General features: G+C 63.3%; 16 protein-coding genes and 1 tRNA gene. 3 read left to right on the top strand and 14 right to left on the bottom strand.

Annotation, left to right across the window (positions count from 1 at the left end):
- Window positions 1-56 precede the first annotated feature (56 nt).
- The 10 genes from mazG to recJ form a co-directional block, all read right to left on the bottom strand.
- Complete coding sequence (gene mazG / locus ACTQ4R_RS08125; RefSeq protein WP_441627565.1) at window positions 57-863, bottom strand: nucleoside triphosphate pyrophosphohydrolase; 807 nt, start codon at window positions 861-863, stop codon at window positions 57-59.
- Between the two features lie 59 nt (window positions 864-922).
- Complete coding sequence (locus tag ACTQ4R_RS08120) at window positions 923-2,533, bottom strand: putative polysaccharide biosynthesis protein (protein ID WP_441627563.1); 1,611 nt, start codon at window positions 2,531-2,533, stop codon at window positions 923-925.
- A gap of 71 nt (window positions 2,534-2,604) precedes the next feature.
- Window positions 2,605-3,432 (bottom strand): purine-nucleoside phosphorylase, encoded by an 828-nt coding sequence (locus ACTQ4R_RS08115; RefSeq protein WP_441627561.1) that lies wholly within the window; start codon window positions 3,430-3,432, stop codon window positions 2,605-2,607.
- A gap of 13 nt (window positions 3,433-3,445) precedes the next feature.
- Complete coding sequence (locus tag ACTQ4R_RS08110) at window positions 3,446-3,844, bottom strand: zinc ribbon domain-containing protein (protein ID WP_441627559.1); 399 nt, start codon at window positions 3,842-3,844, stop codon at window positions 3,446-3,448.
- Window positions 3,845-3,901: 57 nt separating this feature from the next.
- Entirely contained in the window at window positions 3,902-4,837 is a 936-nt protein-coding gene (locus ACTQ4R_RS08105) for a uridine kinase family protein (RefSeq protein ID WP_441627557.1), read from the bottom strand.
- A gap of 2 nt (window positions 4,838-4,839) precedes the next feature.
- Entirely contained in the window at window positions 4,840-6,321 is a 1,482-nt protein-coding gene (gene hemZ, locus ACTQ4R_RS08100; protein ID WP_441627555.1) for a coproporphyrinogen dehydrogenase HemZ, read from the bottom strand.
- A gap of 9 nt (window positions 6,322-6,330) precedes the next feature.
- Window positions 6,331-6,945 carry an MBL fold metallo-hydrolase gene (locus tag ACTQ4R_RS08095; RefSeq protein ID WP_441627553.1) on the bottom strand — a complete coding sequence of 205 codons (615 nt, stop codon included), beginning with the start codon at window positions 6,943-6,945 and terminating at the stop codon, window positions 6,331-6,333.
- Window positions 6,946-6,963: 18 nt separating this feature from the next.
- A complete protein-coding gene (gene dtd / locus ACTQ4R_RS08090) occupies window positions 6,964-7,407 on the bottom strand; it encodes a D-aminoacyl-tRNA deacylase (RefSeq protein ID WP_441627551.1) in 444 nt (147 codons plus the stop codon).
- A gap of 175 nt (window positions 7,408-7,582) precedes the next feature.
- Window positions 7,583-9,793 (bottom strand): RelA/SpoT family protein, encoded by a 2,211-nt coding sequence (locus ACTQ4R_RS08085; RefSeq protein WP_441627549.1) that lies wholly within the window; start codon window positions 9,791-9,793, stop codon window positions 7,583-7,585.
- Between the two features lie 11 nt (window positions 9,794-9,804).
- Complete coding sequence (recJ, locus tag ACTQ4R_RS08080; RefSeq protein ID WP_441627547.1) at window positions 9,805-11,889, bottom strand: single-stranded-DNA-specific exonuclease RecJ; 2,085 nt, start codon at window positions 11,887-11,889, stop codon at window positions 9,805-9,807.
- Between the two features lie 208 nt (window positions 11,890-12,097).
- Between recJ and ACTQ4R_RS08075 the strand changes: the two genes are divergently transcribed.
- Window positions 12,098-13,609, top strand: a complete 1,512-nt coding sequence (locus tag ACTQ4R_RS08075) for an S-layer homology domain-containing protein (protein ID WP_441627545.1) — start codon at window positions 12,098-12,100, stop codon at window positions 13,607-13,609.
- Window positions 13,610-13,700: 91 nt separating this feature from the next.
- Here the strand turns inward: ACTQ4R_RS08075 and ACTQ4R_RS08070 are convergent, their stop codons facing one another.
- The 3 genes from ACTQ4R_RS08070 to ACTQ4R_RS08060 form a co-directional block, all read right to left on the bottom strand.
- Complete coding sequence (locus tag ACTQ4R_RS08070) at window positions 13,701-14,111, bottom strand: hypothetical protein (RefSeq protein ID WP_441627543.1); 411 nt, start codon at window positions 14,109-14,111, stop codon at window positions 13,701-13,703.
- Between the two features lie 378 nt (window positions 14,112-14,489).
- On the bottom strand, window positions 14,490-15,824 hold the full coding sequence (locus ACTQ4R_RS08065; RefSeq protein ID WP_441627541.1) for a glucose-6-phosphate isomerase: 1,335 nt from the start codon (window positions 15,822-15,824) through the stop codon (window positions 14,490-14,492).
- A gap of 120 nt (window positions 15,825-15,944) precedes the next feature.
- Complete coding sequence (locus ACTQ4R_RS08060) at window positions 15,945-17,066, bottom strand: D-alanyl-D-alanine carboxypeptidase family protein (protein WP_441627539.1); 1,122 nt, start codon at window positions 17,064-17,066, stop codon at window positions 15,945-15,947.
- 117 nt (window positions 17,067-17,183) lie between these two features.
- Between ACTQ4R_RS08060 and ACTQ4R_RS08055 the strand changes: the two genes are divergently transcribed.
- Window positions 17,184-17,257, top strand: a tRNA-Gly gene (locus ACTQ4R_RS08055).
- Window positions 17,258-17,689: 432 nt separating this feature from the next.
- Here ACTQ4R_RS08055 and ACTQ4R_RS08050 read toward each other — a convergent pair.
- The gene (locus ACTQ4R_RS08050; RefSeq protein WP_441627537.1) at window positions 17,690-20,533 is read right to left on the bottom strand and encodes an S-layer homology domain-containing protein; all 2,844 of its coding nucleotides are present in this window, start codon (window positions 20,531-20,533) and stop codon (window positions 17,690-17,692) included.
- Between the two features lie 268 nt (window positions 20,534-20,801).
- Here ACTQ4R_RS08050 and prfB point away from each other — a divergent pair, with 268 nt between their 5' ends.
- Window positions 20,802-21,926 carry a peptide chain release factor 2 gene (gene prfB / locus ACTQ4R_RS08045; protein ID WP_441627535.1) on the top strand — a complete coding sequence of 375 codons (1,125 nt, stop codon included), beginning with the start codon at window positions 20,802-20,804 and terminating at the stop codon, window positions 21,924-21,926.
- The last annotated feature ends 78 nt before the right edge of the window (window positions 21,927-22,004 follow it).

Below are 22,004 nucleotides of genomic sequence, written 5' to 3'. Positions count from 1 at the left end.
GGAACATATCCTCCTGAAATTTTAAAATTCCGATTTATTTCTTAACGCGAACGCGATTAAGACTTCTCTTTTGCTTTGGCGGCCTGCCACAGCGCCAGGAGCTCCGCCTCACCGCAGGCGGACAGGGGCTTGTCCGCCGCCTCCTCCACAAAGCGGAAGCGGCTGGAGAACTTGTCGCAGGAGCGGTGCAGGGCGTCCTCGGGGTCCACGCCGGCCATCTGGCCGATCTTGGCGGCCATAAACAGCACATCCCCCAGCTCCTCCCGGAGACCGTGGGGGCTGTCCGCCGCCCGGCCGGATTCCATGGCGGAGCGGAGCTCCCGGACCTCCTCCTCCAGCTTGTCCAGGGCGCGGAGGGGGTCGTCCCAGTCAAAGCCCGCCTTGGCGGCTTTTTTCTGGACCTTTTCCGCCCGCCACAGGGCGGGCAGGGTGTGGGGCACGGATTCAATGGCGTCGGACGTGGAGTCCTGGCCCTTTTCCGTGCGCTTGAGGGCCTCCCAGTTCACCAGCACCTGGTCGGAGTTGTCCACGTGGACGGTACCGAACACATGGGGATGGCGGTACACCATCTTCTGGGCCACGCCGTCCACCACGTCGGCCATGGTGAAGCGGCCGCGCTCCTCCTCAATGGTGGCGTGAAACACCACCTGCATCAAAACGTCCCCCAGCTCCTCGCACATGTCCACCGGGTCGTCCCGGTCCAGGGCGTCCAGGGCCTCATAGGTCTCCTCCAGAAAATTCCGGCGGATGGACTGGTGGGTCTGCTCGGCGTCCCAGGGGCAGCCCCCCGGGGAGCGGAGAAGCCGCATGATGTGAAGAAAGTCCTCCCAATCATAGCGGCGCTTACACTGAAAATCTACCATACATTGCCTGCCTTTGCAAGATAATTCATTGAAAAGAATTGGGTTTTCCAGGAAATTCCTTACTTCAAGTGCAGAAGTTTAATAAGCGTTTCCCCCTTGGGGATGGAACGCACGTCGTCGGCCCGGAGAATGCGCAGGGCAATGACCAAAATGCCGTACACCACCACGCCGGCGCCGATGCCTGCCATAACGCCGGCGGCGTTAGCCGTGTAGACGCCGAGACCGCGCAAGGCCCGGTCCACAAAGCCGTGGACCGCCCAGGCGGAGGCGCCCATGAGGGCCGTGGCCACCACGGGCTTGAAAAACAGCTGCAGGTAACGGGGCTTTTTCGGGGAGTATTTCCGCACGAAAAACAGGTTCAGCCCCACAATGACCATGTAGCAACACAGGGTGGAAATGGGGGCGCCGTGGATGTTGATGCGGGGATCGCCCACCAGGATATAGTTCATCACGATCTTCGTGACGCCGCCGGCGATGACGGTGAAGATGGGGATGCGCTCTTTGCCGTAGGTCTGCAAAATGGCGTTGGTCAAGATCATGATGCAGATAAAGATGAGGGCGAAGCCCAGGACCCGCAGATGGGGACCCGCCGCCAGCGCGTCGTCCCGCTGCATGGGCAGCACCAACAGCTCGATGGGGGTGGACAACACGGAAAGACCCACGCCCGCCGGCAGGGCCAGGATGGCGATGAGGCGGAAGGCGGAGGAGATAATGCGGTCGGCCTCGGCGTGGTCCTTCCGGGCCATGGCCGCCGCCGCGAAGGGGATGAGGCTCATGGTGACGGGGTAGACGAAGGAGGCCACCATGTTGGGCATATCCATGGCCATGCTGTACTGGCCGTACAGCTGGGAGGCCTCCGCCTCCGCCAGGTGCAGCCCGTTTTGCAGCTGGCCCAGGACGATCTTCGTGTCCAGGATGTTGATGATGCTCATGGCGGAGTTGCTGAGGGTGATGGGGATGCCGATGACCAGAATGCGCTTCATCAGCGCGCCGCTGCCGGAGGGCACATCCAGGGAATCCGTGCGCTCCCGGTGGGTCAGCAGGTAACCGATCAAAAACAGCATGGAGATCACGGTGCCGATGGTGACGCCGAAGATGGCGCCGGCGGCGCCGGCATCCAGGCTCATGCCGACCTTCAGCACGTACCAGGCCAGGGGCAGGCCGATGCCCAGCTTGCACAGGGCCTCCAGCACCTGGGAGGCGGCGGTGGGCTTCATATTGCCCTGGCCCTGGGTATAGCCCCGCATGCAGGCCAGCAGGCACACGCAGAACACGGCCGGGGCCAGCGCCTGAATGGGCAGGCGGGCCATGTCGTTGTTCATGAAGCCCGCCAGCTGGGCCGCGCCGAAGAACATCAGCAGGGACCCTGCCAGGCCCAGACCGAAAAACAGCCAGATGGCGGTGTGGAAGATCTTGCGCTTTTCGTTGTCCCGGCCCTGGGCGTGGGCCTCGCTGGTCATTTTGGAGATGGCCAGGGGCAGGCCGGCGGTAGAGATGGTCAGCAGCACGTTATAAATGTTGTAGGCCGTCTGGAAATACGTTTTTCCCTGCGCACCCAGGATGTTGTTCAGCGGGAGCTTATAAAAGGCTCCGATGATTTTGACAAGGACCACGGCGAAAGCCAAAATGGCGGCGCCGCCTAAAAAGGACTGCTTTTTTTGATTCGACATGAAAATTTTACCTCGAAATCATAGAAAAAATGCGCGGGGACCAATTTTACTTTATGGCGGGGAGGGGCGTCTTATAACCGGGCCAGGCACGCCTTTACCAGGGCGGAGAACCGGGGCCCCGCCGCCTGCCCGGCGGCGATGACCTCCTCCCCGGAGAGGGGCTGGTCCAGGACGCCGGCGGCCATGTTGGTGCACAGGGTAAAGCCCAGCACCTGCATGCCGCAGTGGGCGGCCACGATGGCCTCCGGCACTGTGGACATGCCCACGGCGTCGGCGCCCAGCAGCCGGGCGGCCCGGACCTCGGCGGGGGTCTCGTACTGGGGGCCGGGGAAGTACATGTACACGCCCTCCCGCAGGGGGATGCCCAAGGCCTTGGCGGCCTGCCGGGCCACGTCCCCCAGAGCGGGGGTGTACACCCGGCTCATATCCGGGAAGCGGGGGCCAAACTCCTCCACATTGGCGCCGCACAGGGGGCTGACGCCGAAGAGCTTGATATGGTCGGTGATGAGCATGATGTCACCCACGGAGAAGTCCCGGTTCACGGCGCCGGCGGCGTTGGTGACCACCAGGGCCTCGGCCCCCAGCAGTCGCAGCACCCGCACGGGATACGCCACATCCGCGAAAGACCAGCCCTCGTAGGTATGGAGCCGGCCCTGCATGACAGCCACCGGCTGGCCGGCCAGACGGCCGAACAGGAAGCGGCCCTTGTGGCCGGGGGCGGTGGAGAACTTCATGTGGGGCACGTCGGCGTAGGGAACAACGATGGGGTCCTCCACGGCGTCCCCCAGGGCGCCGAGGCCGGAGCCCAAAATCAGCAGGACCCGGGGGCGGAACTCCCCCAGCCGCTCCCGCAGGGCCTGGGCGCTGGCCTCGTATTGGGCGTAGGTGTACTGTTCCATACCGCCGCCTCCTTTACAGCTTTCCGCCGCATTCCCGGCAGAACAGGTCGCCCTCCCGGACAGGGGCGCCGCAGCTGCCGCAGCGGGGAGCGGCCGGCTCCGTCTGGCGGCCCAGCAGCTCGTTCAGCTCCGCCAGGCGGGCGTTGAGCTCGTCGATCTCCTGGAGCTTGCCAAGGAGCACATCGGAATCCGTGGGGGTGCCGGTGTGGGTGGCGTAAATCATCTCACCCACCGACTTGAGCTGCTCATTTACCTGGGCCTTCAGTTCCGCGGCCCGGATGTTCAGCTTGGCGGTGGACAAGAGCGCCTCCGCCCGCTTGCCTACGCCGTAAGCGGCATCAGCGGCGGTGTCGCTTACCTGTCCGGCGGTGCGCTGGATGGCGCACAGCAGCTCCTGCAGCGTTTCGTTCATGAAAAAAACCTCCTGACATGGCGGGCGGAAAGCCCGTGAAATAGAAGAGGGGACCGTTCAGTGGTTGTCGTAGGCGGAGCCGCCAATGAATTCCCGGGCCAGGGAGTCCGGGGCCACGGATGCCTCGTCCATGGCCTCAATGCGGTCAAAGGCCGCCAGCATGTCGTCCACCACCGGATATTTGCCGGGGCCCACCGCCTCCAGCAGGGGGACGGCCAGGGGCTTGAGGACGGCGAACTCAAAGGCCAGGGAGGAGTCGAACATCAAATCGGCGTTTTCCTTGTAGGGGGAGATATACAGCTTCTCGCCCCGGCGGACATTGGGCCACAGCTTCAGCGTGAAGGCGGCGTCGCTGCCCCGGAACTGGAAGTCCCGGACCAGGCGGCGGCACAGCCGCAGCCAGGCGTGCTGAAAGACCACCTTTCCCTCGTCGTCCACCAGGTTGCTGCGGGCGGCGATGTACAGCTTGAAGGCCCGGGGGTTCCTGCCTACGATGATGTCGTTGAGGGCGTGGATGCCCTCGAAAATGGCCAGCTCGTCGGGCCCCAGGCGCATAGGATGGGACAGCGTGTCGGAGCGCATCTGCCGGGCGAACTCGTATTTGGGCACGTGGATGGTCTCACCCCGGTCCAGCATGGAAAAGTGCCGGCTCAGAAGGTCCACATCCAGGCAGAAGGGGGACTCGTAGTCCACGGCACCCTCCCGGGTCCGGGGAGTGGTCTCCGGGTCGAAGGTGTTGAAATAATTGTCCATGGAGACAGTGTGAGTCTCGATGCCCAGCCTTTCCAGGGCCTCCTCGATCTTCAGCGCCGTGGTGGTCTTGCCGGAGCCGGAGGGGCCGGACAGCAGGATGACCCGGGACGTGCTGCGGTGGTCGGCGATCTTTCTCGCGGCGGTCTCCACCTTTTTGGCGAAAGCGGCGTCACATTCTTCGGCAAAGCCGGCGGGGTCGCTGCGGATGGCGGCGTTCAGGCGGGAGAGGGAATAGGCCATGATCACTGGGCTCCTTTCAAAGACCGGTAGAAGGCGGCGAAGGCCGCCTGGTTGGCAAGGCTCTTTTCGGGACGCTCCGTGTATTCCCGGGGATATTTCAGGTTGAATACACGCTCGATGTGGTTGGTGCCCGGCTCCACCATCTTCGTGGACCCGCCGGCGCCGAAGGACAAAATGGAGCACAGCTCCGACATGATATAGATGTTATACAGGCACTGGGCGCCGCTTCGGCTCCAGCCGATGTTCTCAAAGCTGCCGGACATATACTTCTGCCGGTACAGGTAGTAGGGGGCGAAGCCGGCGGAGCGGAGGGTGGGGGCGGCGTAGTCCAGCATTTCCGCCACCGCCTCCGGGGCGGGGACCCGCAGTCCCTCCAGCAAAATGCGGCTGCCCTTTTTCAGCGCCAGGGTGTGGACGGTGACATTGTCCGTGCCAAAGGCGATACAGGCGTCCAGGGACCGGCGGAAGCCCTCGGGGGTGTCCTCCGGCAGGCCGGCGATGAGGTCCATGTTCACGTGGGGGAAATCGTACTTTGCCACCAGCTCCATGGCGGCGGACAGCTCCGCGGCGGTGTGGCGGCGGCCGATGGCCCGGAGGACATGGTCCTCCATGGTCTGGGGATTCACAGACACCCGGTCCACCCCGTGGGCCTTCAAAACCGCCAGCTTTTCGGCGGTGATGGTGTCGGGCCGGCCGGCCTCCACGGTGATCTCGCCGCAGCAGGACAGGTCAAAGGATTCCTCAAAGGCCGTGAGGACCCGGTCCATCTGCTCCGCGGTCAAGGTGGTGGGGGTGCCGCCGCCCATGTAAAAGGCGCGGCACCGGAGGCCCTGCTCCCGCACCATGCGGCCGCCGGCTTTGATCTCCTCCACCAGGGCGTCCACATAGGGAGGCACCAGGGAAAAGCTCTTTTCCACCGACTGGCTCACGAAGGAGCAGTAGGCGCAGCGGGTGGGGCAGAAGGGAATGCCCACGTACACGGCCATGTCCCGGGGATCTAAGTCCCGGGCGGCGTAAAGGGCCTGGGCGCCGGTCTCCGCCGCCAGAGCGGCCCGCTCCGGGGTGACGAAGTATTCCCGCTCCAGCATGGCCTGGGCCTGGGCGGGGGTTTTCCCCTCCGAAAGGGCCCAGGTGACGGGCTTGTCGGGCCGGACGCCGGTGAGCATGCCCCAGGGGGGATTCACGCCGGTGAGCTGTCGGGCCGCCAGGAAAAAGGCGGCTGCGATGGCGTGGCGCCGCTGGCCCTCCTTTTCAAAGTCCGTGCCGGAGAGGGGACAGTCATAGCTGTACGGCAGGGCCTTGCCGCGGCAGCTCAGCTCCACGGTCACGTGGCAGCGGCTCTCCTCCTCCCGAAGAGACACGATGGCCCAGGTGCCGTCCCCGGGCAAAATGGGCTCATAGACGGGCTTTTCCCCGGGGAACAGGTTCATGAGGCTCTGTTCCACCACATACCGCTCGTCGTGGCCTCTCAATTCCAGTTTCATATCTGTTCCTTATCCGTTCATGGCCTGGCGGAGATAGGGGTTCCAGGCCCGCTCCCGCTCCAGGGTGCTGGGCTCCATGTGGCCGGGGTACACCTTCAAGTCCCCCGCCAGGCTCCCCAGCCGCTTCAGCGAGGCCAGGATCTTGTTCACGCTGCCGCCGGGGAAGTCCGTCCGGCCGCAGGAGCCGGCGAATAACGTGTCTCCGCAGAAGAGGACATCTCCGCAGCGGAGGGTGACGCCGCCCTCGCTGTGGCCGGGGGTGGCCAGGACGGAGAGGGTCAGGCCGCCCACGGCGACGGTGTCTCCCTCGTCATAGTTCCTGGTGCCCGCCACCGGGGGGAACAGCTGCCGCAGGTACGCGTCGTCCCCGTACTGGTCCCGGCGGTTGAGGTACACGGGCACCTGGGGCCACTTGGCCTGGAGGTCCGCCACGGCGCCGGTGTGGTCATAATGGCCGTGGGTCAGCAGGATGGCAACGGGTGTACAGCCGCTTTCCTCCACGGCGGCGGCCACCTCCAGGGGGTCTCCGCCGGGGTCGATGACGGCGCAGCGCTTTTCAGTTTCGTCGCAGAGGATATAGCAGTTGGTGCCGATGGGGCCCACCTGCAGGGATTTGATCTCCATAATGACCTCCTAAAGGGCTCAAGGCCGGTCCGTGTCGAAAAGGATGGTGACGGGACCGTGGTTTAAAGAGTCGACCTCCATCTTGGCGCCGAACTCCCCGTGCTCCACGGTAAAGCCCCGCTGGCGGCAGTGGGCCATGAAGTCCTCGTACAGGGGGATGGCCAGGTCGGGCTTGGCGGCGCCGGAGAAGCCGGGGCGGCGGGAGGAGGTGTCGGCGTACAGGGTGAACTGGGAGATGACCAGGAGGCTCCCGCCCACCTGCTCCAGGTTTAGGTTCATCTTGTCGTTTTCGTCCTCAAACACCCGCAGGTTGCAGATCTTGTCCGCCAGCTTCACGGCGGTGTCGTGGGTGTCGTTGGGGCCCACGCCCAGCAGCACCAAAAACCCCTGGCCGATCTGGCCGTTGACCTTGCCATCGATGGTGACGGAGGCGTGGTGGACACGGGTAACAACAGCACGCATGTTCGTTCTCCTTTTTCTAAATCAGTCAAAAGTCAATGAATGTTCCATGATATTTTGCCGGGACATATGCCTGGCAAAATATTCTTTGCAGTCCGCCGGTGTGCCGGTGCAACGCGTGCGGCGCAGCGGACTGGGGGGAGATTCTCAAGAGGGGTCTTCCCCCTCTTGATAGCTATTATCCCGCGGGCCGCGTGACCTTCAGCACGCCGGAGATCTGGTTGAGCTTGTTCATAATGGCCTGGAGCTGCACGCCGTCCCGGATGCAGATCTCCAGCCGGCAGATGGCGAAGCCATCCTCGGTGCTGCGGGTGTTGATGCCCAGCACAAAGGTATTGGTGGTGGACAGGGCGGCGGAGATGTCCAGCAGCAAATTGGCCCGGTCCTTGCAGATGACGTCCAGGGTGGTGGGATAGCTCTCATTGGTGTCGGAGCCCCAGGTGACCTTGATCCAGCGGCCCTCCTGGCCGGGGGCGGTACGTTTGGCCAGGGCGGCGTTGGGGCAGTCCGCCCGGTGGACGGACACGCCGTAGCCCCGGGTGATGAAGCCCACGATCTCGTCGCCGGGGACGGGGGTGCAGCACTTGGAGAATTTCACCAGACAGTTGTCCAGCCCCTCCACGATGATGCCCTGCTCGCTCTTCACCCGCTTGGGAGCGGGAGAGTGGACCTCCTCCGGCTTGGCGGGCTTGGATTCGGCCAGCTCGGCGGCCTGCCGCTCCGCCTGCTGCTTGGCGATGCGCTGCAGCTCGCCCTGCATGCGGCTGACAGCCTTCTGGGCGGTGAAGCCGCCGTAGCCGATGGCGGCGTACAGGTCGTCCAGGGTGGGATAGGACACCTTTTTCAGCAGCAGCGGCAGCGTGTCCGCGGCGATGACATCCCGCATGGCGATGCCGCAGTGCTTCAGCTCCGCTTCGAAGGCGGAGCGGCCGTTGGCGATGTTTTCGTCCCGCTTCTCCTTTTTGAACCACTGGCGGATCTTGCTGCGGGCCTCGCTGGACTTGGCGATGTTCATCCAGTCCCGGCTGGGGCCCTTGGCGGCCTTGGAGGTGAGGATCTCCACAATGTCGCCGTTTTTCAGCACGTAATCAAAGGTGACGATGCGGTTATTGACCTTGGCGCCCACCATGTGGTTGCCAACGGCGGAGTGGATGGCGTAAGCAAAGTCGATGGGGGTGGCGCCGGCGGGCAGGTTCTGCACGTCGCCGTTGGGGGTGAACACGAACACCTCGTCGGAGAACATGTCGATCTTCAGCGAGTGGATATACTCCTCGGCGTCGGCACCCTCCTGGTTTTCCAGCAGGCGGCGGACCCACTCGTAGCGGCCCTCGGTGCCGGCGCCCTGGCCGCCCTGCTTGTATTTCCAGTGGGCGGCCACGCCGTACTCGGCCACCTCGTGCATCTCCCGGGTGCGGATCTGCACCTCGAAGGGGATGCCGTCTCCGCCCACGACGGTGGTGTGGAGGGACTGGTAGCCGTTGGGCTTGGGGGTGCCGATATAGTCCTTGAACCGGCCCAGAATGGGCTTGTAAATGTCGTGGATGACGCCCAGCACGTTGTAGCAGTCGCCCACGTTTTCCACAATGACCCGGAAGGCGAACAGGTCGAAGATCTCGTCCAGGGACTTGTTCTGGTTGAACATCTTCCGGTAAATGGAGTAGGGGTGCTTCATGCGGCCGTAGACGATGTGCTCGATGCCCAGCTCGTTGAGCCGGTCGTCGATCTGGACCTGGGTGCGCTGCATGAAGGCCTCGTACTCCTGGCGCTTTTCGTCCAGCTTGGAGACGATCTCCTCATAGCCGATGGGGTCCAGGTATTTTAAAGACAGGTCCTCCAGCTCCCACTTGATGCGCTGCATGCCCAGGCGGTGGGCGATGGGGGCGTAGATCTCCATGGTCTCCAGGGATTTTTGCTTCTGCTTGGCGGGAGACTGGTACTCCATGGTCCGCATGTTGTGGAGTCGGTCCGAGATCTTGATGAGGATGACGCGGATGTCCTTGCTCATGGCGATGAGCATTTTCCGCAGATTCTCCATCTGCTCGTCTTCCTTGGTGGCGTACTGGATGCGGGTCAGCTTGCTGACGCCCTCCACCAGGTTGGCGATGGTGGGGGAGAACAGCTTCTCCACGTCCTCGTGGGTGGCGGGCGTATCCTCGATGACGTCGTGGAGCAGGGCGGCCATGATGGACTCGGAGTCCAGCTTCTGCTCCGCCACGATCTGGGCAACCGCCAGGGGGTGGATGATATAGGGCTCCCCGCTTTTGCGCTTTTGGCCGTCGTGGCACTTGTCGGCATATTCGAAGGCCGTCCGGATCTGGGCAAAGTCCGCGGCGGGGTTATACATCCGTATGGTTTTTTCCAGATTTTCGTACTGTTCCTGAATGGTCATGCAGCGTCACCTCAGTTCCGATTGGCCGCGCCTCCGCGCAGCCGGGAGAGATAAGGGGAGGCGAACAGGTCCACCTTCCCCTGGATGGGATTGAGACAGAGGGTCAGCCGGCCGCCCTCCTGGTTCATGGACAGCAGCCCCCGCTCGTCAAATACCCGCAGGGCCAGGCCTGCCCGGAGGAAGCTCTCACCGCCGCCGGCCTGGGCGGCCAGCTGCCGCAGGAAGGGCAGCAGGTCCTCCTCCGCCTTTCCCTGGCGGAGCCGCCGCTCCAGCAGCACCCAATAGGCGCCGAACTGCTCCCGGGAGGCGTTCAGCCGGGAGGTCTCCTGGGCGGTGAGGGGCCCGCCGGCCACCAGCCGGTCCAGAAGCTCCAGGTCCGCCGCCTCGTGGCGGCTGGGAGTCAGGGAGGGGCGGATGTCGATGAGCTGCAGCTGCAGTGTGGTGTTGCCCCGGAAGGTATTGGCCTGGAGGTAGAAGGCCGCGTCCACCCGCATGCCGGCGGCGACGCCGCACTCCTCCTCCGTCACGGAGAAGAAAATAGCGTCGAACCGGCAGGTGCCCTTGGACAGCCGCAGCTTCAGATGCTTGCCCTGGCCAACGGACTGGACGGCGTCCACCGTGGCCCCCAGCAGAGCGAAGGTGGGCCGGGGATTCCCGGCGCCGTATGGCTCCAGCTGGCTCAGATGCTCCACCTCCGACAGCGACACGTCGCCGGGACAGGTGATGGCGGCGTCGATGTCCAGGGAGGAGACGGGCAGCTCTCCGCCGGAGGCGGAGCGGACATAGCGGTTCATCCGCTGGCGGAAGGCGTCGATGTTGCCCTCCTGAATGGTAAAGCCCGCCGCCAGCTCATGGCCGCCGAAGCCGTCCAGCAGGTCGGCGCAGGACTCCAGGGCGGCAAAGAGGTTGAAGCCGCCGTAAGAGCGGCAGGAGCCCTTGCCGGTGCCGTCCTTCAAGTGGATCATAAAGCTGGGACAGGAGTATTTTTCACTGAGGCGGGAGGCCACGATGCCCACCACGCCCTGGTGCCAGTTCTCGCTGGAGAGGACCAGGGCGGAGCGCTCCTCGCTGCGCAGGCTTTGAATCTTGCTGACGGCGTCGGCGCAGATGGCCTGCTCCACCGCCTGGCGCTCCCGGTTCAGATCGCACAGCTGCCGGGCCAGCTCCTCCGCCCGGGCGGGGTCGGAGGTCTCCAGCAGGTCGGCGGCCAGGTCCGCCTTGCCCATGCGGCCGGCGGCGTTGATGCGGGGGGAGAGGACGAAGCCGATCTGGATGGAGGTGATGGGCTTGCCCAGGAGGCCGGACTCCTTCAAAAGGGCGTGGACGCCCACAAAATCCGTGTGGGGCAGGGCCTCCAGGCCGCAGGAGACAATGGTGCGGTTCTCCCCCTCCATCCGCATGACGTCAGCCACCGTGCCGATGGCCGCCAGGGTGCAGTACCGGGCGAACAGGGCGTCCTCCCGGTTTTCGCCGCCCAGGGCCATCACCAGCTTCAGCGCCACGCCCACGCCGGCCAGGTGCTTGAAGGGATAGGGGCAGTCGGGGCGGTGGGGGTCCACCACGGCCACGGCGTCGGGCAGGGTCTCTTTACATTCATGGTGGTCTGTCACCACCACGTCCATCCCCAGGGAACGGGCGAAGGCCACCTCTTCGTTGCCGGTGATGCCGCAGTCCACGGTGATCATCAGCGTGGCGCCCTGGTCGTGCAGGCCCTGGATAGCGTCGCAGGAGAGGCCGTAGCCGTCCTCGATCCGCCGGGGAATGTAGCGCAGGCAGTTGACGCCGCAGCTTTTCAGATAATCCAACAGCAGCACCGTGGAGGTGATGCCGTCCACATCATAGTCGCCGAACACCGCCACGGTCTCTCCGCCGGCGATGGCCCGCTGGATACGCTCCACCGCCTTGTCCATGTCCCGCATGAGCATGGGAGAGGTGGTCAGAGAGCGCTCCCGGTCCAGAAACTCCGCGGCCTCCTCCGCGGAGGAGATGCCCCGGGCGGCCAGCACCGTGGACAGCAGGTACGGGTATCCGGCGCCCCGCAGGAGGGCTACATCCTGCTCTTTCGGCGTGCCGATGGTCCACTTTTTGAATTTCACAGGCGTTCCCTCCTTTCATTTGGGTATAGAAAGCCACAATAACTATTCCATTATAGCAGAACAGGGCTGCCAGGTAAAGAAAAAATGTGGCCGCAAAACTCTGAAATTGCAGCGCATCTTCGGCGTTCGACAGGCTTTGTTTGACTGATCTGTCAAATTTTGATACAATGCCGCTGTGGAATTTCCACGGAGAAGGAGAAACAATGACATGAAACGATTCCTTGGCCGATCTTTATCCTGCCTGCTGCTGGCGGCGCTGCTGATCGGCGCCGTGCCCGCCGGCGCCGCGTCCGCGGGATTTACGGACGTGCCGGCAAACAGCTGGGCGGCGGATGACATACGCCGCTGCGTGGAGCTGGGCCTGTTCCAGGGAGAGACCCCCACCCGCTTCGGAATGGGCCGCCAGATGACCCGGGCCGCGTTCACGGTGGTGCTTTGCCGCCTGTTCGGCTGGCCCATGGAGACGCCGGAGCGGGGCACCTACGCCGACGTGCAGGACACCGGCGTCTGGTATTACAGCGCCGTGGAGACTGCCTACGCCCACGGCGCCATCACCCGGCAGACGGAGAATTTCCGCCCCCAGGACCCCATCACCCGGGGGGAGATGGCGGTCATGCTGGTGCGGGCCCTGGGGTGGGGCACCGTGGCCGGCCTCGCCCAGGACCTGCCCATGCCCTTTACGGATGTAGCCACCAACGCGGGCTACATCTCCATGGCCTATGAGCTGGGCATCATCAACGGCACTTCCGCCACCACCTTTTCCCCGGACCGTACCGCCACCCGGGAGCAGGCGGCGGTGATGCTCATGCGGGTGTACGACAAGTACCACAGCGCCGCGCCGGCTCTGGCGGGCACCGCCGCCGGCACCGCCGCCGGGGATTGGAGCGGCTATGAGGCGGTGGCTATCACCGGAGGCCGGGTCTCCTATGCCGCCGGCAGGGTCCAGGTGACGCGGCCCGCCCCGGAGCGGGAGGCGTCGCTTCTGGCCGCCGCCCGGGACAGCGGCGCCAAGGCGCTGCTCCATGTCAACGGCGGCAGCTCCGCCCTCCAGGGGAAGCCCCTGGAGACCGCGTCGGCACTGGCCCGGGCGGTGGAGGACGGCGGCTATGACGGGCTGTACCTGGACCTTCCCCAGCTGGCGGACAGCCGCCGGAGCGCGCTGACGGAGACGGTGGCCGACCTGCGGTCCGCCCTGGGTGGGAAGCTGCTGTATGTGACGGCGGAGGCCCCCGTCTGGCAGGGCAAGGCGTACAGCGCCTATGACTACGCCGCTCTGGCGGCCTCCGCGGACCGGCTGGTGCTGCGGGTGGCGGCCTACGAAAAGGAGAGCGGCGGCTTTACGGCGGCGCCCCTGGAGCCGCTGGAAGAGGTGTATTACGCCCTGGCGGAGCTGAAGGGCACCGTCCCGGCGGAGAAGCTGTCGCTGCTGCTGACCACCACCGGCAGCCAGTGGAAAAACGGCAAACGGACCTTCGACGCCGACGCCGGTGAGATCGAGGCGCTGCTGGCGGACGGGAAGAATACGGAACAGTATTACGCCAACCGCTACGCCTGTGCCTACCTGGTGCGGACGGAGCAGAAAAACACCGTGACGGTGTGGTATCTGGACCGCCAGGCGGCCCAGGCCCGGCGGCAGCTGGCCGCCTTCTTCGGCGTGGACCAGATCTGGCTCAGTGACCTCGGCTCCGTGTCCGACCAGATGCTGGCGGGATTGCAGTGAGAAGACGCCTGCGTGCCGGAAGGCACGCAGGCGTTTTTCGGGAAGAGTGAAACAAGAGGAGGGCCCAGCCCTCCTCTTGCTTTATGTTGTTTTACAGGTATTTCTGCATGCCATCGGTGGCGGCAGAAGCCTCCGCGCTGATGGTGGTGGTGAACTTGATACCGTTCTGCTCGCCGAAAGAATCCAGCCAGTTCAAGAAGGTCTCGGTTTCGCTGCACACTTCCCCGCCAACGATCTTGCAAAGATTGTCGATAAACACATGGGAGATGTCATAGTTACCAGCATACAGGCCGCTGATAAAGCCGCGCAGCAGATCATAGCTGCACAGCCGGTATTCCTGCGCGTCGATCAAACGGATATGATAATGAATATCGTACATCATGTTGCGGTTGGCCTCAATGCAAACCACGTTGCCGGGCTCGTCCTTCGCCGCGTTGTTGATCAGTTCGATGAGCTGCTTGGTCTTGCCGGAACCCTTGACGCCCATGATCAGTCTGACCATAATAAATCACTCCTGTCTCACTAATAAAATCGCCGGGGGAAATGGATAGATTGCTATTGTCAGCATACCATAAGAATTTGCAAAAGACAATGCAAAAAAGCAAATTCAAACTTTGTTCATAATGTAATATTGACAGATGTCCGTCATCTGCCGGATAGAGCGCCGCGGTTACTCCGCCAGCTTGGCCTCCAGGTCCGCCTTGCGATCCTCGTAACCGGGCTTGCCTCCCCATGGGACCGGTCCCATGGGGGCCCCTCTGATAGGACTTGACCTGTCGGGAATGAATCCCGCCAGGTCCGAGGTTTTGGCCGGGGCCAAAACGCTCGTACGCCGCTTCGCGGCGGCTCCTGGGCAAGCGGCACTGGAAAAACGCCGCGGTTACTCCGCCAGCTTGGCCTCCAGGTCCGCCTTGCGGTCCTCGTAACCGGGCTTGCCCAGGAGAGCAAACATGTTTTTCTTATAGGCCTCCACGCCGGGCTGGTCGAAGGGGTTCACGTCCAGCAGATAGCCGGACAGGCCGCAGGCGTACTCAAAGAAGTAGATGAGCTGGCCCAGGGCCTCGGCGGTCTTGCCGTCGGCCTCCACGATGATGTTGGGCACGCCGCCCTCCGTGTGGGCCAGGAGGGTGCCCTCCATGGCGCGGTCCCGGATGAAGTCCATATCGGTGCCGGCCAGGAAATTCAAGCCGTCGCCGTCGGCCTCGTCCCGGGGGACGGCCAGACGGTTTTCAGAGGGACCCAGGCGCACCACGGTCTCGAACATGAGGCGCTTGCCCTCCTGGATGTACTGGCCCATGGAGTGGAGGTCGGCGGTAAACTCCACGCTGGCGGGGAATAAGCCCTTGTCGTCCTTGCCCTCGCTCTCACCGTACAGCTGCTTCCACCACTCCAGCATGAAGCGGAAGGCGGGGTCGTAGCAGGCCAGCAGCTCCACGGAGCGGCCGGAGCGGTACAGCTCGTAGCGGATGGCGGCGTAGCGCCAGGCGGGGCAGTCGTAGGAGGGCTCGGCGCAGCGGTCCATCATCTGGGCGGCGCCCCGCATGAGGGCGTCGATGTCCACGCCGGTGACGGCGATGGGCAGCAGGCCCACGGCGGTCAGCACGCTGTAACGGCCGCCCACATTGTCGGGCACCACGAAGGTCTCCCAGCCCTCGGCGTCCGCCAGGGATTTCAAGGCGCCCCGGCTCTTGTCGGTGGTGGCGTAAATGCGGCCCTTGGCGCCCTCCTTGCCGTATTTCTTCTCCAGGGCCTCCCGGAAGAAGCGGAAGGCCACGGCGGGCTCCGTGGTGGTGCCGGACTTGGAGATGACGTTCACGGAGAAGTCCACGTCCGCCACCAGGTCCAGGACCTCCTGCAGGGCGTCGGCGGACAGGCCGTTGCCGGCAAAATAGACGTTGGGGGTGTTCTTCTTTTTCAAGTTGTAGTTGGGGGAGCACAGGCAGTCGATGACGCCCCGGGCGCCCAGGTAGGACCCGCCGATGCCGATGACCACCAGCGCCTGGGAATCGCTCTGGATCTTGGCGGCGGCCTTCTTGATGCGGGCGAACTCCTCCCGGTCGAAGCTGCGGGGCAGGTGGACCCAGCCGGTGAATTCGCCGCCGGCGCCGCTGGCGTTCTGAAGCTTTTCGTGGGCGTGCTTCAAGCGGGGGGCCAGGGCCTCCTCGTAAGGCATGGGCAGGAAGGATTTCATATGGAACAACTTGACATCCAGCATGTGAACAAGTCCTTTCTTTTGTTTTGGCGGTCTGGCCGCCTGTGGGAATATCTTGTAAAAAGTATACCATTCCCGAAGGACAACAGCAAGAGAAAACCGTCGTGTTTTGACAAAATCCCCTCACCCCGCCAAAAAAGCTATGCGCAGCAGGCGCACCAGCATCTGGGAGAAGGTGATGCGGGGAACGGTCTCGCCCGCCAGAATGGGGATCTCCGCCACGGTCTCCTCCCCGGCCGTCACGGTGAGGGTCCCCAGCCGGTCCCCGGCCGCCACCGGCGCCGACGCGGACCCGGCCAGCTCCACTGTCTGGGTCAAGGCGCCGGCCTTGGACTTTTCCAGCAGCAGCACATTTCCCTCCCCCAGCACCGGCTGCACGGTGGCCTGGGTCCCCAGCTCCACCGGGATGGGAGGCAGGGCCTCCTCCGGGACGATGGCTTTCAAGGCGTAGGTGGAAAAGCCGTAGCTGAGGAGGCTTTTGGCGTCCTCAAACCGCTGGGCGGAGGTGGCGTCCTTCATGATGACGGAGATGAGCTCCATGCCGTCCCGCTCCGCCGTGGCGGACAGGCAGTACAGGGCGCTGTCGGTGGAGCCGGTCTTGAGGCCCGTAGCCCCCTCGTAAAAGCGGATGAGCTTGTTGGTGTTCACCAGCTGCGAGGCGCCGTTTCGCAGGGTGTCCATCCAGATGGTGGTGTAGCGGCGGATGTCCGGGTGGCGGAGGACCAGCTCCCGGCTCATGAGGGCGATGTCGTAGGCGGAGGTGAGATGCCCCTGGGCCGGCAGGCCGGTGGCGTTTTGAAAGGTGGTGTCCGCCATGCCCAGCTCCGCCGCCCGCTGGTTCATCCGCTCCACGAAGGCGTCCTCGCTGCCGGCCACCTGCTCCGCCAGGGCCACGGCGCAGTCGTTGGCGGACACCACGCACACGGCCTTGAGCATGTCGTCCACGGTCATCTGCTCATTTTCCTTCAGCCAGATCTGGCTGCCGCCCATGGAGCAGGCGTGGGCGGAGGCGGTGACCACGGTGTCATAGCTGAGCTGGCCGCTGTCGATGGCCTCCATCACCAGCAGCAGCGTCATGATTTTCGTGACGCTGGCGGGCTCCAGGCGGGCGTGCTCGTCCTTGGCGAACAGCACGGTGCCTGTCTCCTTTTCCATCAGCAGCGCCGAGGGCGCCGACACCTCAATGGCGCCGGCGCCGGTGGTCAGCACCAGGACCGCACCCAGGGCAGCAAGGAATTTTTTCATGGTGATCCCCCTTTGCATCGTTGGTAAAACCTATGACGCCGGAGGCTCGTTCATGACAGGCCGACATTTTTCGGGTTGCAATTTCCAAAGAGGTCTGCTATAATACCCACCAGACACGCGGCTATAGTTCATCGGTAGAACGGCAGCTTCCCAAGCTGCATAGGTGGGTTCGACTCCCATTAGCCGCTCCAGCTCGTCGCAAGCGTCATATCGCTTGCGACGAGTTTTTATGCTCTGCATTAAAAACTCGTCTCGCACTCATTTTGCTGCTCCTCGCTTTCGACTGCGATTCGCTTTGCTGGATTCGCAGTCGAGGAAGAATATCCAAATTGTCCATGCGTTATATGTCGGAGCAAAGTCCGCTTTGCTCCGACGTTCTTTTATTCCTGCGGAACAAAAGAGCGTCATCCGCCCGCTCCCTTGCTCCTCCTTTCCAACCGCGATCCGCAGCGCAGCCGTTGGCGGCTTTGCCGCCTTACGGATGCGGCGTGCCCCTTGCGGGTGCTGCGCTGGGCTCGCGGCCGAGTGAGGGGACGGCGTTCAAGATGGCGTTTTGCCGCATTGGCATATCAAAGAAGCCGCCTCCGGGATGAAAGTCCCGGGGGCGGCTTTTGGCCGGAAGCTCAGCCGTTGTAATTTTTCATGCGCCAGACGATGGCGGCCACCTGGCCCCGGGTCAGCGTGTTGCTGGGGCGGAAGGTGCTGGTGCCGCCGGAGAAGTAGCCCTCCACGATGCCGGCGGCGCTGAGCGCCTGCACGTACACATCGGAGGTGTCAGTGAAGGGCTTGACGCTGGAGAGCTCCGAGGTGCTCAGCTCCATGGCCTTGGCGGCGATCTGGGCCACCGCCAGACGGGTGATGGGCGCGTCCAGGTCCACGGTGCCGCTGACGAGCTTGTCGCTCTTGGCCTTGGTCAGGTAGCCGCTGGCCCAGTGGGTGCCGGTCTTTTCCTGGACGGGATAGCCGGCGGCCAGCATGATGAGCTTCAAGGCCTGGCCGTAGGTGACGGTGTTGTTGGGCCGGAAGGTGCCGTTGGAATAGCCGTCAATGACGTCGGCGTCGCACATCTCCACCACGTACTTGTAGCACCAGGTGGAGGAGGTCACGTCAGAGAACTTGGGGATGGAGTTCACCACGCCCAGGGAGAACTTGCCCATGCCGATGGCGTTGCCGGCGGCGTTATAGGCCACATACGGGATCTCCACGGAGCCGGTAAAGCCGCCGGCGGGGACAAACTGCAGGTTGGAGATCTGGCTGGAGCCGCTGCCGTACGTGTACAGGGCAGAGGTGTCGGCCTTGGTGCCGTTGGTCAAGCGGACGGTGCCCTGGGCGGCGGTGGGCAGGCTCAAAAGACGGATGCTGCCCAGGGACAAGCCGGTGCCCTTGGACACGGCGCCGGAGATGGCGCTGGCGGGGAAGGTAACGGCGGTGCCCTTGGGAGTGACGCCGTAGACCTCGGACATGGTGTCCAGGGTGACGCTGAGGAGGATGCTGCCGGACACGGACTTGGAGCCGCTGCCGTAGGCGGTGAAGGAGATGCTGGGGCAGTAGTTGAAGCCGTTGGGGATGAAGGTCAGCTCACTGAGGGCGTAGTCCTTGGTGCTGCCGGGGCTGAAATAGAACTTGTAGTCCTTGCAGTTGTCATTGGTCAGCCGGACCTTCTCGCCGTACTTGCTGGCGCCGTAGTAGTCATAGTACAGGCTGCCGGAGGAGGGCAGGGCGGTGAACTTCACGTATTCCAGATTGCTGCTGGGATAGGATTTCTTCAGGAACCGGGCGAAATCGTTGTGGTTGAGCTGCACGGAGCTGCTGTAGGTGGTGTAATAGCGGATGTCCGCGGCGCCCTTGCCGGAGATGGAGGTCCCGCCGCCGGCGTCCTTTTCCCCCTCGGGGGAGATGACCAGCACGCCATCCAGGTAGTTGTCCTCGTCGTACCAGGCTCGGAACTCCAGGCTCAAGGCCTCGTCAAAGTCGTCGTCCGCCACAAAGCTGAGGCTGTCCAGGGCGTAGTCGCCGTAATCGTCGGAGCTGTAATAGAAGGGCTCGTCGGTGAGGTCCGTCTTGGAGAACTTTTCCTCCTCCTTGCCGTCGTAATCATAGTAGATGGCGCCGCCGGCGGACTTGTAGGAGTTATCGGGATAGAAGGTGACGTAGCGGACGGTCTTGGAGTACTCCTCCTTGAAGAACTTATTGAAGTCGGCCCGGTCAAACGCCACCTCGTCGCCGGGGGCCACGGTGTAGCTGATGTCGCCGTCTTCCTCGTCGTCCTCCACGTCGCCGATGCGGATCTCCAGGACGCCGTCCAGGGTCTCGTCGTCGCCCTGCAGGGTGAACTCCAGGGTCACCACTTCGCCGTCGGCGTCCTCGTCCGCCAGGAAGGACAGCTTATTCAAAGGATAGTCGCCGCTTTTGGAGTATTCGAACTCGTAGTCGTCCAGGGTGCTCTTGGTGATTTTTTCCTCGTCCTTGCCGTCGTAGTCGAAATACAGAAGGCCGGTGGAGGAGGAGAGGTTGTCGCTGTCGGTAAAGACCACGGAGCGGAAGGTGTCATCGTCGTATTCGTCCTCGAAGAGCTCCTTGAATGCCGCGCGGTCAAAGAGGATCTCGTCGTCGGGCTCCACCTCCATCACCAGGTCCGCCTTGCCGGAGGAGGAGCTGCTGCCCTTGCCGATCTTCACCGCCACCGTGGCCTTTACGTCATCATCGTCGCCGTAGAGGACGCAGTCCAGGGTGATGGTGTGGCTGGAGGCATCCTTGGCAGCCACGAAGCTCAGACTGTTGATGGGGTAGTCGCTGTTTTTGGAATACTCGAACTCGTAGTCCTCCATGTCGCTCTTGGTGATCTTCTCCTCTTCCTTGCCGTCATAGTCAAAGTAGAAGGAGCCGCAGGCGCTTTTATAGCTGCTGTCCGGCTTGAAAACCACATAGTCGAAGCTGCCGCCGCAGACATCCTCGTACAGGTCCTTGAAGTCGCCCCGGACAAAGGTCACGGTCTCGCCGGCGTCCACCTTATAGGTGATGTCGGCGCTGGAGGAGCTGGACGAAGAGGTGGTGGAGACGCTGCGGCCGCAGGTGTCGCACTTGTTGTCGCGGTTGCGGTCGATGTGGCCGCCCTCGTTGATCTTGTAGCCGCAGGTGGTGCACTCCTTCCAGTGGCTGGAGGCGCTGCTCTTCCAGCCGGAGAAGGTGTGGGTCACCCGGACCTGCTGGGCGCCGCAGACGGAGCACTCCTTCCAGTGCTCGGTGGTGTTGTATTTATATGCGGAGGCGAAGGTGTGCTTTGCCTCCTCGGTCCCCGTGCAGCCGTTGACGGTGCACTTGCGCTGGTGGTACGTGTCATCCAGCGAGACCCATGCGCCCCAGTCGTTGTGGCTGCAGCTGACAGCCAGGGCGGCGGGCATCATGCCGCCCACCAGGGTCAGGGCCAGCAGAATGGCCGGCAGTTTCTTCGTGAAAAAGCTTTTCATGACTTCCCTCCATTGTGATCGCGTTTGCGGGTTGCTTTCTTCCTACCTGTACCATATCGGAAAAGCCCCTTCAAATCATGAACAAATTATGAATAAGCGCCCCTTTCCGGAAGATGGAAAAATATTTTTTCCGCCCCTTTCCGCCGCGGACGCCGGGAAGGAGGAAAATCGGCGGAAATTTCCGCGGTTATGCACGTTTTTCTTTACAAAAATAGTTTCCTTCGTTATAATACTATGGCTAATGAAATTCAGTGAATGGAGAATCGCCATGGCTTTGATCGAGTACGATGAATACAAGCAGAAGCTCCGGGACCTGGGACCCGAGCTGGACAAGCTGTCCGCCGCTCTGGATATCGACAGTGCCCGCCAGGAGGCGGAGCGCCTGGAGGCGGAGACCGCCCAGGACGGCTTCTGGAATGACCTGGAGCGTTCCCAGAAGGTGCAGATGCGCCTCAAGCAGCTGCAGAATAAGATCACCCGCCAGGAGAAGCTTATCGGGGAGTGGGAGGATCTCACCGCCCTTTGTGAGATGGGCCAGGAGGCCGAGGACGAGGAGCTGCTTGCCGAGCTGAAGGAGGGCTTTGCCGTCCTGGAGGAGAAGGTGGAGGAGACCCGGATGACCACCCTGCTCTCCGGCGAATACGACAACTCCAACGCCATTTTGCAGTTCCACGCCGGCGCCGGCGGCACCGAGGCCCAGGACTGGGCCCAAATGCTCTACCGCATGTATACCCGCTGGGCCGAGCGCCATGGCTTCGTCTACAAGATCCTGGACTACGAGGACGGCGACGAGGCCGGCATCAAGTCCGCCGCCATCTCCATTGAGGGCGAAAACGCCTATGGCCTTTTGAAGAGTGAAAACGGCGTCCACCGGCTGGTCCGGGTTTCCCCCTTTGACGCCAACGCCCGCCGCCAGACCTCCTTCGCCGCCATTGAGGTTATGCCGGAGATGGAGGACGACGACTCCGTGGAGATCCGGGAGGAGGACATCGAGATGCAGGTCTACCGGGCCTCCGGCGCCGGCGGCCAGCACGTCAACAAGACCTCCTCCGCCGTCCGCCTCATCCACAAGCCCACGGGCATCGTGGTGGCGTCCCAGCAGGAGCGCAGCCAGTTCCAGAACAAGGACAACTGCATGAAGATGCTGCGGGCGAAGCTGTTGGAGCTGAAGGCCCAGCAGCACGCGGAGAAGATTTCCGACATCAAGGGCGTCCAGATGAAGATCGAGTGGGGCAGCCAGATCCGCTCCTACGTGTTCATGCCCTACCAGATGGTGAAGGATACCCGCACCGGCTACGAGACCAGCAACATCGACGGTGTCATGGACGGCGACCTGGACGGATTCTTAAACGCCTACTTGACGCAGCTGGCCACCGGCGAGCTGAAAAAGTAAGTCGATGTGGATGGTCTCCGCCGCGAATGCGGCGCACAAGCGTTTTGCGGAGCAAAACCTTGAAATGGGCGGGCTCCG

The sequence above is a fragment of the Dysosmobacter sp. Sow4_B12 genome (assembly GCF_052116665.1).
Classification (GTDB): domain Bacteria; phylum Bacillota; class Clostridia; order Oscillospirales; family Oscillospiraceae; genus Oscillibacter.
The sequence above is the reverse complement of the archived record's forward strand: the minus strand, read 5'-3'. Positions and strand labels throughout refer to the sequence as shown.

Excerpts from the sequence above, each read along its gene's own strand:
- mazG (WP_441627565.1), bottom strand. The coding sequence starts at position 863 with ATGGTAGATTTTCAGTGTAAGCGCCGCTATGATTGGGAGGACTTTCTT.
- ACTQ4R_RS08120 (WP_441627563.1), bottom strand. The coding sequence starts at position 2,533 with ATGTCGAATCAAAAAAAGCAGTCCTTTTTAGGCGGCGCCGCCATTTTG.
- ACTQ4R_RS08115 (WP_441627561.1), bottom strand. The coding sequence starts at position 3,432 with ATGGAACAGTACACCTACGCCCAATACGAGGCCAGCGCCCAGGCCCTG.
- ACTQ4R_RS08110 (WP_441627559.1), bottom strand. The coding sequence starts at position 3,844 with ATGAACGAAACGCTGCAGGAGCTGCTGTGCGCCATCCAGCGCACCGCC.
- ACTQ4R_RS08105 (WP_441627557.1), bottom strand. The coding sequence starts at position 4,837 with ATGGCCTATTCCCTCTCCCGCCTGAACGCCGCCATCCGCAGCGACCCC.
- hemZ (WP_441627555.1), bottom strand. The coding sequence starts at position 6,321 with ATGAAACTGGAATTGAGAGGCCACGACGAGCGGTATGTGGTGGAACAG.
- ACTQ4R_RS08095 (WP_441627553.1), bottom strand. The coding sequence starts at position 6,945 with ATGGAGATCAAATCCCTGCAGGTGGGCCCCATCGGCACCAACTGCTAT.
- dtd (WP_441627551.1), bottom strand. The coding sequence starts at position 7,407 with ATGCGTGCTGTTGTTACCCGTGTCCACCACGCCTCCGTCACCATCGAT.
- ACTQ4R_RS08085 (WP_441627549.1), bottom strand. The coding sequence starts at position 9,793 with ATGACCATTCAGGAACAGTACGAAAATCTGGAAAAAACCATACGGATG.
- ACTQ4R_RS08075 (WP_441627545.1), top strand. The coding sequence starts at position 12,098 with ATGAAACGATTCCTTGGCCGATCTTTATCCTGCCTGCTGCTGGCGGCG.
- ACTQ4R_RS08070 (WP_441627543.1), bottom strand. The coding sequence starts at position 14,111 with ATGGTCAGACTGATCATGGGCGTCAAGGGTTCCGGCAAGACCAAGCAG.
- ACTQ4R_RS08065 (WP_441627541.1), bottom strand. The coding sequence starts at position 15,824 with ATGCTGGATGTCAAGTTGTTCCATATGAAATCCTTCCTGCCCATGCCT.
- ACTQ4R_RS08060 (WP_441627539.1), bottom strand. The coding sequence starts at position 17,066 with ATGAAAAAATTCCTTGCTGCCCTGGGTGCGGTCCTGGTGCTGACCACC.
- ACTQ4R_RS08050 (WP_441627537.1), bottom strand. The coding sequence starts at position 20,533 with ATGAAAAGCTTTTTCACGAAGAAACTGCCGGCCATTCTGCTGGCCCTG.
- prfB (WP_441627535.1), top strand. The coding sequence starts at position 20,802 with ATGGCTTTGATCGAGTACGATGAATACAAGCAGAAGCTCCGGGACCTG.